The sequence below is a fragment of the uncultured Brevundimonas sp. genome, assembly GCF_937863155.1.
In the GTDB taxonomy this organism is placed as follows: Bacteria; Pseudomonadota; Alphaproteobacteria; order Caulobacterales; family Caulobacteraceae; genus Brevundimonas.
In genome coordinates, this window is sequence record NZ_CALMFB010000062.1 from 21,848 (window position 1) to 35,823 (window position 13,976).

A 13,976-nucleotide genomic window follows, 5' to 3' on the forward strand; every position below is an offset into this window, starting at 1 on the left:
ACCCGGCGGACAATCGTCATGGCCGCTGCCGTTTCGTGTGGCGGGGCCGGGGCGGGGCTTGCTAGGCTGAAGCCGTAAGTCGATCTCGGAGGATGCATGACGACGGCCCTGACGCTGGATGCGGTCAGCAAACGCTATGGCGACTTCCAGGCCGTGTCGGACCTGAGTTTTCAGGTGCCCAAGGGCTCGATCTGCGGCTTTCTGGGGCCGAACGGCGCCGGCAAGACCTCGACCATCCGCATGATCCTGGGCCTGCAGCCGGCGACGTCCGGGCGCATCGACATTCTGGGGTCCGACGACGGGCGCCGCGTGCGCGACCGCATCGGCTTCCTTCCCGAAGAACGCGGCCTTTACAAGAAGATGACGCCGGTGGACGCCATCGCCTTCTTCGGTGGGCTGAAGGGCGTGCCGGCGGGCGAGGGGCGTCGTCGCGCCCGCGAACAGCTGAAGGCCCAGGGCCTGGGCGACGCCGCCAACAAGAAGATGAAGGAGCTGTCCAAGGGGATGGCCCAGAAGGTCCAACTGATCGCCTCGGTGATCCACCAGCCCGAATTCGTGATTCTGGACGAGCCGTTCTCGGGTCTGGACCCCATGAACCAGCAGGGGCTGGAACAGATGATCCGCGGCCTGGCCGCCGACGGCGCCACGGTGCTGTTTTCGACCCACGTCATGCAGCACGCCGAACGCCTGTGCGACAAGGTGGTGCTGCTGGCGCGCGGCCGTAAGGCGTTCGAGGGCACGGTGGACGAAGCGCGCTCCACCTCGCCGCGCGTGCTGGACCTGACCGGCGCCATCGACCCTCAGGCCGTCGCGGCCCTGCCCGGCGTGGCGGGGGTCGAGACCCTGGGCCGCGACGGCGACGCCGTGTCGCTGCGGGCGACCCTGGCGCGGGGCGCCGGCGGGCAGGATGCGCTGAAGGCCGCCTTCCTGGGCGGGCTGGACGTGCGGGGCTTCTCGCTGAAGGAGCCGACGCTGCACGACGCCTTCATCGCCCTGACCGGAGACAATCCCGACCAGGACCAGTCGATCGCGCGGGAGACGGGCCAATGAACCGCACCCTGTTGATCGCGCGGCGCGAATACGCCGCCTATGCCCGCACCGTCGGCTTCTGGCTGTCGCTTCTGGCCTTTCCGCTGTTCGCCGTGCTGGGTGGGGCCATCCCGGTTCTGATCCGTTCGTCCGAACCGGTTCGCGCCGTGGCCATCATCGAGGAAGACGGCGCCACCGGCCTGGCCGCCTCGGTTCGTGACGCCCTGAAGCGCGACGGCGACCGCCGCGCCGAACGCGCCCGTCAGGCCGCCGAGGCCGCCGCCAAGAGCACCGGCGCGCCGGCCGATGCGACCGCCGCCTCGGGCGCCATGGCGTCGCTGTCGCGCCAGCGCATCCGCCTGGTCGACACCCCAGCCGATATCGCCGCCGCCGCGCCGGGCCAGGCCCAGGACGACGCCGTGCGCCGCTGGCTGACCGATGAGACGCCCAAGGACCAGCGGCTGGACGCCGTGGTCTTCCTGGGCCGCAGCGAAGGCCTGCCCACGGCCCGCGTCTGGTCCGCCCGCGCCACCGACGACACGGTCGAGGACTTCGTCCGCGACGCCCTGAGGTCCGCCAACCGCAAGTCGGTGTTCGAGGGCGCCGGCATCGACCCGCAGGTGGTCGAGGCGACCGAGCGGTTCCGCCCCGACGTCACGGTCTTTTCGCCCAAGTCCGCCAGCGGCGGCCAGGTGTCGTTCCGTGACAAGCTGCCGGCCATCATCGGCCTGGCCTCGGGTTTCCTGCTGTGGTCGCTGATCCTGACCGGCGCCTCCATCCTGCTGAACAGCGTGATGGAGGAGAAGTCGAACAAGATCCTGGAGGTGCTGCTGTCCTCGGCCTCGGCCACCGAGATCCTGACCGGCAAGGTGCTGGGCGTCGCCATGCTGACCCTGACGGTGCTGGCCGGATGGGGGCTGATCGGGGCGGCGGGACTGTTGAACTTCGCTCCGGCCCAGGCGGCCGATGTCGGCGAAGTGCTGCTGCACGGCGGCATGCTGGGCTATTTCGCGGCCTTCATGGTCGGCGGCTATCTGATGTACGCGGTGCTGTTCGCGGCCATCGGCGCCTTCTGCGAGACGCCGCGCGACGCCCAGACGCTGATGGGGCCGATCATGATGGTTCTGGTCATCCCCATGCTGACCATGCAGATGGCCCTGATGACGCCGGACGCACCGGTCGTGCGCATCCTGTCGTGGATCCCGTTCTTCACGCCCTTCCTGATGATCGCGCGCATGCCGTCGGACCCACCGATGATCGAGGTGATCGGCGCCATGGCCGGCATGTTCGCCTTCGCCGTCGTCATGGTTCTGATCGCGGGTCGGGCCTTCCGCGCCGGCGCCCTGTCGGACGTGAAGTTGAGCTGGAAGACCTTCGCCGGGGCCGTGCGCCGGGGGGAATAGGGGCGGTCGAAGGACGCGGGTCGCAACCCGAAGCTTCACTTGACCGTTAGGGCGTGTTCAATGACCTCTATGCGCACCTTCCCCCTTCTGCTCATCGCCTGCGCCGCGTCGCTGTCGGCCTGCAACGCCGGACGGTCCGTCGCGGACGGCGCCACCAATTTCGGCCGTGGGTTCGGGGCGGCGGCCACGGCGCCGCTGGACGATCTGAACCTGCGGCGCGAGCATATTCCCACCGTCCTGTTGCAGGCCGAGGCCAGTCCCTACGACCTGCGCAACATGACCCGGTGCCGCCCCATCGCGGCCGAGGTGCGCCGCCTGGACGAGGCGCTGGGCCCGGACCTGGACGAACCGCCCAGCCCCGATGGCCGCCTGAACAGCGAACGCGCCGCGGACGCGGCCTCCAGCGCCGCGCTGAACGCCGTGCGCGACACCACCACCGACTTCATTCCGGGTCGCAGCTGGGTCCGCCGTCTGTCGGGGGCCGAGGCGCACAGCCGCCATGTCCAGTCGGCCATCCAGGCCGGACGGGTGCGCCGCGCCTTCCTGAAAGGCATCGGCATGCAACGCAACTGCGCCCCGCCGGCCGCCCCCGGCTGGTTCCAGCCCAGCCGCGCCCGCCGCTAGTTCGAAACGTGGCGGGCGTGGAAATCGCGTCGGAACGCCTCAAACCGCCCTTCGCTGATCGCCGCCCGCATGGCCGACGTCAGCGCCTGGAAGAAGGCGATGTTGTGCCAGCTCAGCAGCACCTTGCCCAAGATCTCGTCGGCCCGGATCAGGTGGTGCAGATAGGCGCGTGAATAATCCTGTGACGCCGGGCAGGGGACGGCGGGGTCCAGCGGGTCCTGATCCTCGGCGAAGCGGGCGTTCTTCAGATTGATCGGCCCGTCCCAGGTCCAGGCCTGGCCATGGCGCCCCGCGCGGGTCGGCAGGACGCAGTCGAACATGTCGACGCCGCGCCACACCGCCTCGACAAGATCGACCGGCTTTCCCACCCCCATCAGATAGCGCGGCCGCTCGGTCGGCAGCATGTCGGGGGCGTAGTCCAGAACCTCGCACATCGCCTGATGCCCCTCGCCGACCGCCAGCCCGCCGATGGCGTAGCCGTCGAAGCCGATCTCGCGCAGCCGGTCCGAGCTTTCCTGGCGCAGGTTCTGGAAGGTCGACCCCTGCTGGATGCCGAACAGGGCCTGCGTATCCCGCGCGCCGAAGGCGTTCTTGGACCGCAGGGCCCAGCGGGCGGACAACTCCATCCCCTCGCGCGCGCGCTTCTCTTCCGCCGGCCAGGCCACGCATTCATCCAGCTGCATGACGATGTCGGACCCCAGCCGGTCGGCCTGAATCTCGATCGACCGCTCCGGCGTCAGGACGTGTTTGGAGCCGTCGATATGGCTGGAGAAGGTCACCGCCTCCTCGGTCAGTTTGGAGATGCCCGACAGGCTCATGACCTGAAAACCGCCGCTGTCGGTCAGGATGGGCTTCTTCCAGCGCATGAATTCATGCAGGCCGCCCAGTCGCTGCATCCGCTCCGGGCCGGGGCGCAGCATCAGGTGATAGGTGTTGCCCAAAAGGATGTCGGCCCCCGTCTGGGCCACCTGATCCACCGTCAGGGCCTTGACCGTCGCGGCCGTGCCGACCGGCATGAAGGCCGGGGTGCGGATGTCGCCGCGCGAGGTCTTCAGCACGCCGGTGCGCGCCCGGCCGTCGGTGGCGGAAATGTCGAAGGGAAAGGGCATCAGGCGCTCAGTTTTTCCAGGGCGTCGGCGCGCAGAATATCCTTGGGCCGCCCGAAACGGCGCGCCATTTGCGCCTGTTCCGAAACCTGCGCGGTCGGCACGAACCGTTCGCCCACGGCGCGGTCCTGGCGGGTGTGGAAACGGACGGGCCGCCAGCCGTCGTCGGTCATCACCTCCAGACCGACCATGATCTCGATCGGCACAGGCGTGGTGTCGATGCGGGCCAACAGGGCCGAGCGGAACTGCACCTGGTCCTTCGGCGCGACGATCCGGCCGCCAAAGGCTTCGATCAGATCCTCGGCGACGTCGCGCGACGCCAGAACGTCGATGTCCGGCACGGGCCAGTCGGACAGGCCCGAGACGGCCATGGCGGCGCCGCCGAACACGATCCAGTCCTGACCCAGCTCCAGCGCCTCGGCCGTGGCGGCCAGCATCTCAAGACTCTGGATCAAGGGGCGGGGAAGGGCGGTCATGGTGCGGGTTTCCGAAACAGCAGGCTGCCGTCGCCATAGGAATAGAAGCGATACCCCGTGGCGACCGCGTGGGCATAGGCGGCCTTCATCGTCTCCAGCCCGCAGAAGGCGCTGACCAGCATGAACAGGGTCGACTTCGGCAGGTGGAAATTGGTCATCAGCACATCGGCCGCCCGGAACCGATAGCCGGGCGTGATGAAGATGGCCGTGTCGCCATGAAAGGCGCCGACCACGCCGTCCGGCCCTGTCGCGCTTTCCAGCAGGCGCAGGGAGGTGGTGCCGACACAGACGATGCGTCCCCCCGCGGCGCGCACGGCGTTGAGGGCGTCGGCGGTCGCTTGCGAGACTTCGCCCCATTCGCTGTGCATGCGGTGGTCGGCCGTGTCGTCGGCCTTGACCGGCAGGAAGGTGCCGGCCCCGACATGCAGGGTCACCGCATGGGTCGAGACGCCGCGCGCCCGGATCGCCTCTAGCAGGGCAGGGGTGAAATGCAGACCCGCCGTGGGCGCCGCCACCGAGCCGTCATGCTCGGCGAAGACGGTCTGATAGTCCGACCGGTCGCGGTCGTCCTCGGGCCGTTTGGCGGCGATATAGGGCGGCAGGGGCATGACCCCGACGTCGCGGATGGCGTCGTCCAGCATGGGGCCGGACAGGTCGAACCTCAGGGTGACCAGGCCATCCTCGCCCTTGGCTTCGACGGTGGCATGCAAGGCGCCTAGGAAACACGCGCCCCTCCCCCTCGAGGGGGGAGGGGTTGGGGTGGGGGTGTTGGCAGGCTGTGGGATTGGGTTCTGGGAAGACTCAGTCCCCGGCGCCCAATGTTCCGGCGCCGTGCCCACACCCCATCCCCCGACCCCTTCCCCCTCGAGGGGAAGGGGGGCGGAGAAGGTGATCCGGTCGCCCGGCTTGATCCGCTTGCCCGGCTTCATGAAGGCGGACCAGACGTCGGGCGTGTCGCGGTGGTGCAAGGTGGCCTCGACCGCGACGCTCAAGGTTTCGCCCTCCGGTCCCGGCCGCTGGCGCACCCCGGACAGGCGCGCCGGGATCACCCGCGTATCGTTGAACACCAGGGCGTCGCCGGGCCGCAGAAAGTCGGGCAGATCGCGGATGGTCCGGTCTTCCAGTGCGCCATCGCTGACGATCAGCAGGCGGGCGGAATCGCGCGGCTCGACCGGCCGCAGGGCGATGCGGTCCTCGGGCAGGTCGAAGTCGAAGTCGGCGGTGCGCATGGGAAGCGGCAAAGGCCATGCTAGATTGTGCTCGTCAATGGTCGAGAGCGTGCGGGGATGAAGCCGAAACAGGTGAGCGTGGGTTGGGCGATCCTCGTCGGGAGCCTTTGGGTCAATGGCTCATCTATTGTGGCGTTTCTCGTACCGCTAGCGGCGTTTGCGGCGCTGGCCAGCGTGTTCGCTCCAAGAAACATCTCCGGTGAAATCGTCATAGTGGCCATGGTCGGTATGCTAGTCACCGGGTTTGTCGCGGCATGGATGGTATGGGCCATCCTCGCGCCCCGCTGGCGGTTGTGGGCCTATCGACGGGTGGAAGATGTCCAAGCCTTGAAGGCTGAGGCTGTCGGAATGGGCTTGATCTGGCCGGATGGGCACTTCTTCGAGCGAACGGAATGGCGCAGCCCGGAACAGGCGAGGGAAATGGCGCGACTCGAACATGCATCCGCGCAGCACATGACCGCCCAGACTGTTTCGGCGTTACCTATTCAAGCGCCAACCCTGCTCGGCACTGCCGGCAAGGCCTTGTTTTACGGTCTGGCGTTCACTCCGCTCGTCATGCTGGCTCCTGCGGGCGCTCTCTCTTTCGTTGGCATCGAAGTGACAGGCAATCCGATCTACTGGGCAGCCGTGGCCTTGTTCCCGTTCATAGTGGCGGTGCTGATTTATCATCGCGCGCGAGTGGAGAACATTTCAGCCGACGAAGCTTTCGTCAGATTAATTCCAGACGCCATCCGGCGAAAGGACGAGGCGGAATAACGTCCGCTGTCGTTGACCCACGGCCTTCGAGGCTGCAAACCCCGCCGATGCTTCAGAACCTCGAACCCCTCGCGCGTGACGCCAAGTCATGGCCGTTTGAACAGGCCCGCAATCTTCTGGCCCATGTGCTGAAGAAGCGGCTGAGCGACGCCGAGCGGGATGCGGCCAAGCTGCTGATCGACGCGGGCAAGACGGATCAGGCGCTGGCGACCTTCGAGGCCCTGCAACGGCCGGTGATCCTGGAGACGGGATACGGGCCGTCGGGCCTGCCGCACATGGGCACCTTCGGCGAGGTGGCGCGCACGACCATGGTGCGCAACGCCTTCCGCGCCCTGACCGGCGACCACTGGCCCACGCGGCTGATCGCCTTTTCCGACGACATGGACGGCCTGCGGAAGGTTCCCGAGGGCGTGCCGAACCCGGATATGCTGGCCGAAGACCTGCATCTGCCCCTGACCCGGGTGCGCGATCCGTTCGGCACGCACGAGAGCTTCGGCGCCCACAACAACGCGCGGCTGCGGGCGTTCCTGGACGGGTTCGGCTTCGATTACGAGTTCATGAGTTCGACCGAGACCTATCGGTCGGGCCGGTTCGACGCGACCCTGCTGACCCTGCTGGAGCGGTATGAGGCGGTGATGGCCATCATGCTGCCGACCCTGGGCGAGGAGCGGCGCGCGACCTATTCGCCCTTCCTGCCGATCAGCCCCGTCACCGGCCATGTGCTGCAGGTGCCGACGCTGGAGCGGAACGTCGAGAAGGGGACCATCGTCTTCGACGACCCGGCGGGCGGCCGCACCGAGGTTCCGGTCACCGGCGGCCATGTGAAGCTGCAGTGGAAGCCCGACTGGGCCATGCGCTGGACCGCGCTGGACGTCGACTATGAGATGTCGGGCAAGGACCTGATCGAGAGTGTGCGTGAAAGCGGCAAGATCTGTCGCGCCCTGGGCGGGGTGGCGCCCGAAGGCTTCAACTACGAACTGTTCCTGGACATCGAAGGCAAGAAGATTTCCAAGTCCAAGGGCAACGGCCTGACCATGGACCAGTGGCTGCGCTACGGCACGCCCGAGAGCCTGTCCTGGTACATGTTCCAGTCGCCGAAATCGGCCAAGAGCCTGCATTTCAACGTCATTCCGCGCGCCATCGACGACTATCTGAGCTTCATCGACCAGTATGCGTCGCAGGAGCCGGCCAAGCAGATCGACAACGCCGTATGGTCCATCCATGCGGGCGCCCCGCCGGCGGTGGCGTCGCCGGTGTCGTTCGCCCTGCTGCTGAACCTGGTGGGGGTGGCCAACGCCTCGTCCAAGGACCAGCTGTGGGCCTATATGGCGCGCTATCTGCCCGAGGCGACGCCGCAATCAGAGCCGGTTCTGGACCAGCTGATGGATCGGGCGCTGAACTATTACGAGGACTTCGTGAAGCCCGCGAAGACCTATCGCGCCCCCACGGAGCAGGAGGCGACGGCCTTCCGCGACCTGGCCGGGCGCCTGCGCGCCCTGCCGGACGACACGACCGATGGCGAGGTGATTCAGAACGAAGTCTATGCGGTGGGCAAGGACCACGACTTCCAGCCCCTGCGCGCCTGGTTCGCGGCGCTGTACGAAGTGCTGCTGGGCGCCAGCCAGGGGCCGCGCTTCGGCTCGTTCGCCGCCATCTACGGCCTGCCGCAGACCATCGAACTGATCGAACGCGGTGCGGCGGGGGAACTGGCCTCGGCCTGAGACAATCCTCCCCATCGGGGGAGGTGGCGCGGCGCGGCTTCGCGCCGTGACGGAGGGGGCCGGATCAAGATGCGGTGCTCGAAGCGAGCCCCCTCCACCGCTATGCGGTCCCCCTCCCCCGGTGGGGGAGGATCGTCCACGCGGCGACAAACATGAACCGAAAACAACGGCGCGTTCAGGGGAGCCTTCAGGCGGGCTGAAGCATTCTGTCTTCATCGACCAACTCGATGACAGGAGAAGAGCCATGTCGAACCGTATGACCGCCGCCATCGCCGTCGCCGCCCTGATGGGCGGTCTGGCCCCTGCGGCCCTGCCGACCCTGGCCATGGCCCAGCAGGCCAATGGCGTGACCAACTGCGACGCCCCTGGGGGTCGCCAGCGCGCGGGCGCCGCCATCGGCGCCGTGCTGGGCGGCGTGGTCGGCTCGAACGTCGCGCGCAATGAACGCACCCTGGGCACGGTGGCCGGCGCCGCCGCCGGCGCCGCGGCCGGCAGCTATATCGGCTGTAACCAGCAGCGCGCCCGCGCCGCCAGCCAGTCGAACGACAACATGATCCAGGCGACGTCGAACCTGCGCATCCGCTCGGGTCCGGGCACCAACTACCGCCAGGTCGGCAGCCTGTCGGCCGGTCAGCCCGCCACGGCCATCGGCTCGCAACCCGGCTGGGTCCAGATCGCCGGCGGCGGCTGGGTCAGCGCCAACCATGTGCGCGCCTACTGATCCCAAGGGATCGGCAGGAAGGAAGGGGCCGCTCCGTTCTCGGGGCGGCTCTTTTTTTGTGCGCTAACGCTCGCCGCGCGGCGGCTCTCTGCTTGAGCGCATTGTTTGTGCGCTAACGCTCGCGCCACGGGCGCTCGCTGTTTGAGCGCATTTACTGACTGACCCACTGGATGCGCGCCATCCAGGCGATGTCGGCGCGGGCCAGGGTGCGGGGCGGATAGTCGGGATTGATCGAGGCCAGAACCACCTGGCGCGCGGTCAGGCTGGCGATCTCCTTGGCCAGGGTTTCGCCGGAGGTGGTGCGCACCACCACCCGGTCGCCGCGCCGGATGTCGGTGGCGGCGCGATCCACGATCACCTGATCGCCCGCGCGATACAGCGGCGCCATGGAGTCCCCGTTGATCCGCAGCGAGAACAGGGTGTCCGACAGGCGTGGCAACGCCGTCTGCTCCCAGCCTTCGCCGACGGGGAGGCCGGCGTCGTCGAAAAAGCCGTCCTGACCCGCCTGGGCCAGGCCCAGCAGGGGGATGACCGCGGGCGCGTCATCTTCGGCCAGGGCCGCGAACTGGGCCAGGGACGCGCCGGTGGCGGCCAGGACGGCAGTCAGGCTTTCGGTCGACGGCCAGCGGGGGCGCGGCGGATCGCCGGGGCCGAACCGCTTGGACGGATTGAAGGCGGTGGCGTCCAGCCCGGCACGGCGCGCCAGGGCCGAGGGGCTTAAACCCTCGCGGCGGGCCAGGTTGTCCAGGGCCTTCCACAGCTTGGCGTGCGACAGGGGCATGGCGGATCCGGCGAATCGGATCGCAAGCCTACATAGGAATAAACGCCTATTCCAGTCCGGCCGCGCGACGCTCCTGCCACGCCCAGAAGGTGCCGATGGCCAGGGCCAGAAGGATGCCGTAACTGGCGATGTTCAGCACCGTATAGAAGGAGGCGATGGGCGGTCTCAGGTCGATCATCGCCATGATGTGACTGGTCACGGCCAGAAGCTGTAATGCGCAGGCCCAGATGGGCCACGACCGCCGTGATCGCCACGCGAGGGCGCCCAGGATCACCAGCATGACGGTGTCCAGCGCGAACATGGCCCACTGCACGGCGTAAAGATCGCCATCGGTCTGGACCAGCAGAGAGGCGAACCAGCCCAGCAGATAGGCGCCCGCGCCGATGCGCTCGGGTTCGTCGCCCTTCAGGAAGGCGAACAGGCAGACAGCCACCGTGAAGACGGCGCCGATCTGAGCTGGCAGGGTGTCGAACAAGAAAATGCCCCCATGCCGGACGGACATGGGGGCCAAGATGCCTTGAATCGGGTCAATGCGAAATGACCAGATGCCTATCTAAACGCGAATTCACGCAACGCGGGTCAGATGGCCCTTGGGCGGGGTGCCGCCGATCGGGGTTTCCCAGTCGTCCGGCTTGTTGACCGGACCCACGGCGTAGACGCCCCAGCCCATGCGGCGGTGGTCTTTCTGCAGTTCGGCGTGGCAGGCCACGATGGCGTCGCGCGCGGTGCTGAGCGCCGCGATCGATTCCATGGCCTTGGCCTGCGAACCCGCGCCCGAAACCGGCGACAGTTGCAGAGCCGTGCGGGCGCCGATCATCGACTGGACCAGGGTGGTCGCCTGGGTGATGGCGGTGTCGATGGCCTTTTCGGTGGCGTGCAGGTCGCTGGCGACGCTGCCGATGACTTCAGACTTGTCCATGGAAGGCTTCCTATTCAGAACAGTGAACGAAGCCTTAACACGTCTCAGGGGAATTTGGTAGGGATTTGTTTACCTTACAGGCGTGCGCTCATCCTGTTGAAAATACGTGTTTTCAGGGCTGACGCCGCCCTTGCCGCGCGGCGGATCGTCGTCGGGTTTGTCGACTGGACCGATGGCCAGGGCGTCCAGTCCCAGTTTGCGCGCCAGGGCCGACAGGGTGTTGTGGGTCTGGACCAGATGGGATCGCGCCTCGGCCAGGGCCGAGATCGACGCCGCCGCGCCGTCGAACGCCTTCTGGCCCGTCACGGCCGACAGATAGGCCTGGGCGCGGGCGGCCGGCAGCATGGCCGCCAGGCCGGCGGTTTCCGCCAGGGCGGCGTCGATGGCGGCTTCGGCGGCGTAAAGACGGCTGGCCAGGGCCTGGCCGATATCCTGTCGCGTCATGAGGGGCATCTCCGAACGTGAACCAAGCGTCACCGTTGGAAGACAATCATGAGATGCGAGCATCAACAACCTTTAGTTGTCGTCCTGCAGCAGGAAATGGGCGGTCAGGCTGGCGATGGGGTCGTTTCTGTCGCCCTGCCAGGCTTCGGCGGTGACGTGGGCGACGCGACGGCCGGCCCGGCTGATGCGCGCCAGGGCGAAGGTGTCGCGCGGCCGGCCCGTGCGCAGATAGCAGACGGTCACATTGATCGGCTTGGGCAGGCGCAGGCGGGGGTAGGTGTCCGCCACCTGCACGATGGCCGTCATTTCCAGCAGGGCCGCGGTCGAGCCGCCATGCAGGGCCGGCAGCATGGGGTTGCCGATCAACTGGTCCGCAAAGGGCATGACGACCTGCACGCCTTCGTCGGTCTGGACCCCGTCCAGCCCCAGAAAACGGGCGTAGGGCAGGCGCTGCAACAGTTCGGACGGCCCGGTCATGCCGTTGTCCCGGCGGTCTTCTCGCCGCTGACCATATAGGCGGCCTGAGCGGCGGCGACGGGGTCGGAGGGGTCGTCCTCGAACGCCCAGGCCCGCACGAAGCCGATCGAGGAGGTCAGGCGGAAACAGCGCGCCTGGGCCATCAGGTCGCGCCCCGGCTGGGCCGCGCGCATGTAATCGACCCGCAGGTCCAGGGTGGCGATGGGGCGAAAGGCGTCCATGGCGACCCAGACCGCCAGCCCGCCGACATGATCCAGCAACGCCGTCACCAGGCCTCCGGCCAACACCCCCGTGTCGGGGTCGCCCACCAGATCGGCCCGATACGGCACGCGGATGCGCGGTGCGCCGTCATCGACCAGCCCCTCCCATGCGAAACCCAGGGCATGGGTGTGCGCGGCGCCGGACGCCAGCTGGGGCAGGATGGAGCGAAGGGAGGACTCGGTCATGGGCGACGCCGATCATGGCGGGGTCGCCGCCCGGCGTCGAGCCTCAGGCGGCGCTGCGTTTGCCGCGCGCGGGCGGGGCCTGCACCTCGTCCTCGGCGTCCTGGTTCATGGCGGCGTTCATGGCCATGCGCAGACGTTCGGGCTTGATCGGTTTTTCGACCACGGCGGCCATGCCGATGGACATGTAGCGCTTGGCGTCCTCGGGGTCGGCGTTGGCGGTCAGGGCGATGATGGGCGTGGCGGCTTCGGGGCCGGGCAGGGCGCGAATGGCCTGGGTGGCCTGAACCCCGTCCATGCGCGGCATCTTGATGTCCATCAGGATCAGGTCGAAGGCCCGCGCCTTGACCGCCTCCAGCGCCTCCAGCCCGTCTTCGGCCAGTTCCGAGGTGCAGCCGAACATTTCGCACAAAGCCTGGGCCACCACGCGGTTGGTGGCGTTGTCGTCGACGATCAGGATGTGCGGCTGCGATTGCAGGGCCAGGTCGGCCAAGTTCGAGATGTTCGATGCGGTTTCAGCCTGGACCACGGCGCGCGGCGCCGACAGGTCGATGGCGAAGGTCGAGCCGCGACCGGCGTTGTTCTCGGCCCAGATGCGGCCGCCCATCTGATTGACGATCTGGCGGCAGATCGACAGGCCCAGTCCGGCGCCTTCATGGGTGTCGGCATGCACGAACGGCTCGAAGATGTCGGCGTCCGGGTCCACGCCCGGCCCATCGTCGCGGACGCGGGCCTCCATGCGGATATGGCCGCCGTCGGCCCAGGCCTTCAGACTGGCCTCGACCACGCCGTTGCGGGCGAATTTCAGCGCATTGCCGATCAGGGTGTTGAACACCTGCTTCAGGCGGCCGCCGTCGATCTGGGCCGCCAGTTCGGTGTCGCCTTCGAACCCGACCAGCAGGGTCACGCCGTCCTGGGTCGCGCGCGGCGCCCATTCGGTCTGGACCTCGTCCATCACGGCGCGAAGCGGGGTCGGCGCGGGGTGCAGCTCCAGCTCGCCGGCCTCGGCGCGCGCCAGATCCAGCGCGTCCTGCAGGATGCGAAGCAGGGTGTCCGACGAATCCGCGATGGTCTGGACATGCGCCAGAGCGGCGCTGCTCAGCGGTTGCCGGCGCAACAGGTCGGCCACCGCCACCACGCCGTTCAGGGGCGTGCGCAGTTCGGCGCCGAGGATGTTCAGGAACTGGCTCTTGGCCTGGGCGGCGGCCTGGGCCTGGGCCTGGCTGTTGGCCAGGGCGCGGCTCTGTTCGGCCATGACCTTTTCGTCGGTCAGGCGCTGTTCGTGCATGGCCCGCAGGATGGCGACGCAGGAGCCGACGCCCAGATAACGCCCCTGTCGGGTGACGATGAAGCCGCGCACCAGGGCGCCGGTGTCGCTGCGCAACAGCACGTCGCAAACGGCCGAAACCTTGACGCCCGCCTCGACCACCGGCGGTTCGCGGTCCATCAGATGTTCGACGGTGCGGTGGGCGTACTGGGCGCGGCCCAGCTTGGACGCCATCTTCAGCAGGAAGGTGTCGCGCTCGACCAGGCCCACGGGGCGCTGATCCTGCACCACGGCCAGGGCCAGGAGGGAGGGGTCGCTTTCAAAGCGCGTCAAAACCTCGCTCGTCGGCGTATCGACGGCGATCGGATCGGTTCTTTGAGTCAACGCTTCGATGGTCGGCATACTGGCCGGAACTCCGATGGCACCGGTGGACAATGGCTGAGAACCGTTTGCGGAAGGGTTAAGCGCGCCAACAAATTCTCATTCGGAGAATTTCGGGGATTTGGCCCAAACAGGCCGATGGTGTAGAAGGCGCGCCCATCAATCACACACCCCGACCTGGATGCATGCGCGCGGCCCG

General features: G+C 67.9%; 16 protein-coding genes. 6 read left to right on the forward strand and 10 right to left on the reverse strand.

The features are described from left to right. Window positions 1-96 precede the first annotated feature (96 nt). The 3 genes from Q0581_RS09775 to Q0581_RS09785 all read left to right on the forward strand — a co-directional run bounded on the left by Q0581_RS09775 (window position 97) and on the right by Q0581_RS09785 (window position 3,056). Window positions 97-1,050 (forward strand): ATP-binding cassette domain-containing protein, encoded by a 954-nt coding sequence (locus Q0581_RS09775; RefSeq protein ID WP_298699802.1) that lies wholly within the window; start codon window positions 97-99, stop codon window positions 1,048-1,050. Then, window positions 1,047-2,432 carry an ABC transporter permease gene (locus tag Q0581_RS09780; RefSeq protein WP_298699804.1) on the forward strand — a complete coding sequence of 462 codons (1,386 nt, stop codon included), beginning with the start codon at window positions 1,047-1,049 and terminating at the stop codon, window positions 2,430-2,432. The genes Q0581_RS09775 and Q0581_RS09780 overlap by 4 nt, the downstream gene beginning before the upstream one ends. A gap of 69 nt (window positions 2,433-2,501) precedes the next feature. Further along, entirely contained in the window at window positions 2,502-3,056 is a 555-nt protein-coding gene (locus Q0581_RS09785) for a hypothetical protein (RefSeq protein WP_298699806.1), read from the forward strand. Here Q0581_RS09785 and tgt read toward each other — a convergent pair. Genes tgt through queA form a run of 3 tightly spaced genes read right to left on the reverse strand, consistent with a single transcriptional unit; the run spans window position 3,053 to window position 5,867 of the window. Continuing rightward, on the reverse strand, window positions 3,053-4,168 hold the full coding sequence (tgt, locus tag Q0581_RS09790; RefSeq protein WP_298699906.1) for a tRNA guanosine(34) transglycosylase Tgt: 1,116 nt from the start codon (window positions 4,166-4,168) through the stop codon (window positions 3,053-3,055). The genes Q0581_RS09785 and tgt overlap by 4 nt on opposite strands. Beyond that, window positions 4,165-4,638 (reverse strand): hypothetical protein, encoded by a 474-nt coding sequence (locus tag Q0581_RS09795; protein WP_298699808.1) that lies wholly within the window; start codon window positions 4,636-4,638, stop codon window positions 4,165-4,167. The genes tgt and Q0581_RS09795 overlap by 4 nt, the downstream gene beginning before the upstream one ends. Next, entirely contained in the window at window positions 4,635-5,867 is a 1,233-nt protein-coding gene (gene queA, locus Q0581_RS09800) for a tRNA preQ1(34) S-adenosylmethionine ribosyltransferase-isomerase QueA (protein WP_298699810.1), read from the reverse strand. The genes Q0581_RS09795 and queA overlap by 4 nt, the downstream gene beginning before the upstream one ends. 57 nt (window positions 5,868-5,924) lie before the next feature. Between queA and Q0581_RS09805 the strand changes: the two genes are divergently transcribed. The 3 genes from Q0581_RS09805 (at window position 5,925) to Q0581_RS09815 (ending at window position 9,065) form a co-directional block, all read left to right on the forward strand. Further along, complete coding sequence (locus Q0581_RS09805; protein ID WP_298699812.1) at window positions 5,925-6,623, forward strand: hypothetical protein; 699 nt, start codon at window positions 5,925-5,927, stop codon at window positions 6,621-6,623. Window positions 6,624-6,670: 47 nt separating this feature from the next. Then, entirely contained in the window at window positions 6,671-8,344 is a 1,674-nt protein-coding gene (locus Q0581_RS09810; RefSeq protein ID WP_298699813.1) for a lysine--tRNA ligase, read from the forward strand. A 244-nt stretch (window positions 8,345-8,588) separates the two neighbouring features. Continuing rightward, window positions 8,589-9,065 carry an SH3 domain-containing protein gene (locus Q0581_RS09815; RefSeq protein ID WP_298699814.1) on the forward strand — a complete coding sequence of 159 codons (477 nt, stop codon included), beginning with the start codon at window positions 8,589-8,591 and terminating at the stop codon, window positions 9,063-9,065. A 151-nt stretch (window positions 9,066-9,216) separates the two neighbouring features. Here the strand turns inward: Q0581_RS09815 and Q0581_RS09820 are convergent, their stop codons facing one another. From Q0581_RS09820 to Q0581_RS09850, 7 genes are all read right to left on the reverse strand, one after another. Next, window positions 9,217-9,846 carry a helix-turn-helix transcriptional regulator gene (locus Q0581_RS09820; protein ID WP_298699816.1) on the reverse strand — a complete coding sequence of 210 codons (630 nt, stop codon included), beginning with the start codon at window positions 9,844-9,846 and terminating at the stop codon, window positions 9,217-9,219. A 46-nt stretch (window positions 9,847-9,892) separates the two neighbouring features. Beyond that, window positions 9,893-10,321, reverse strand: a complete 429-nt coding sequence (locus Q0581_RS09825; RefSeq protein WP_298699818.1) for a hypothetical protein — start codon at window positions 10,319-10,321, stop codon at window positions 9,893-9,895. A 90-nt stretch (window positions 10,322-10,411) separates the two neighbouring features. Further along, window positions 10,412-10,765 (reverse strand): hypothetical protein, encoded by a 354-nt coding sequence (locus Q0581_RS09830; protein WP_298699820.1) that lies wholly within the window; start codon window positions 10,763-10,765, stop codon window positions 10,412-10,414. Between the two features lie 69 nt (window positions 10,766-10,834). Continuing rightward, on the reverse strand, window positions 10,835-11,209 hold the full coding sequence (locus tag Q0581_RS09835) for a hypothetical protein (RefSeq protein ID WP_298699822.1): 375 nt from the start codon (window positions 11,207-11,209) through the stop codon (window positions 10,835-10,837). 72 nt (window positions 11,210-11,281) lie between these two features. Then, window positions 11,282-11,686, reverse strand: coding sequence for a PaaI family thioesterase (locus Q0581_RS09840; RefSeq protein ID WP_298699824.1), 405 nt, complete (start codon window positions 11,684-11,686; stop codon window positions 11,282-11,284). After that, window positions 11,683-12,132 (reverse strand): PaaI family thioesterase, encoded by a 450-nt coding sequence (locus tag Q0581_RS09845; RefSeq protein WP_298699825.1) that lies wholly within the window; start codon window positions 12,130-12,132, stop codon window positions 11,683-11,685. The genes Q0581_RS09840 and Q0581_RS09845 overlap by 4 nt, the downstream gene beginning before the upstream one ends. 43 nt (window positions 12,133-12,175) lie before the next feature. Beyond that, the gene (locus tag Q0581_RS09850) at window positions 12,176-13,798 is read right to left on the reverse strand and encodes a response regulator (protein ID WP_298699827.1); all 1,623 of its coding nucleotides are present in this window, start codon (window positions 13,796-13,798) and stop codon (window positions 12,176-12,178) included. Window positions 13,799-13,976: the final 178 nt, after the last annotated feature.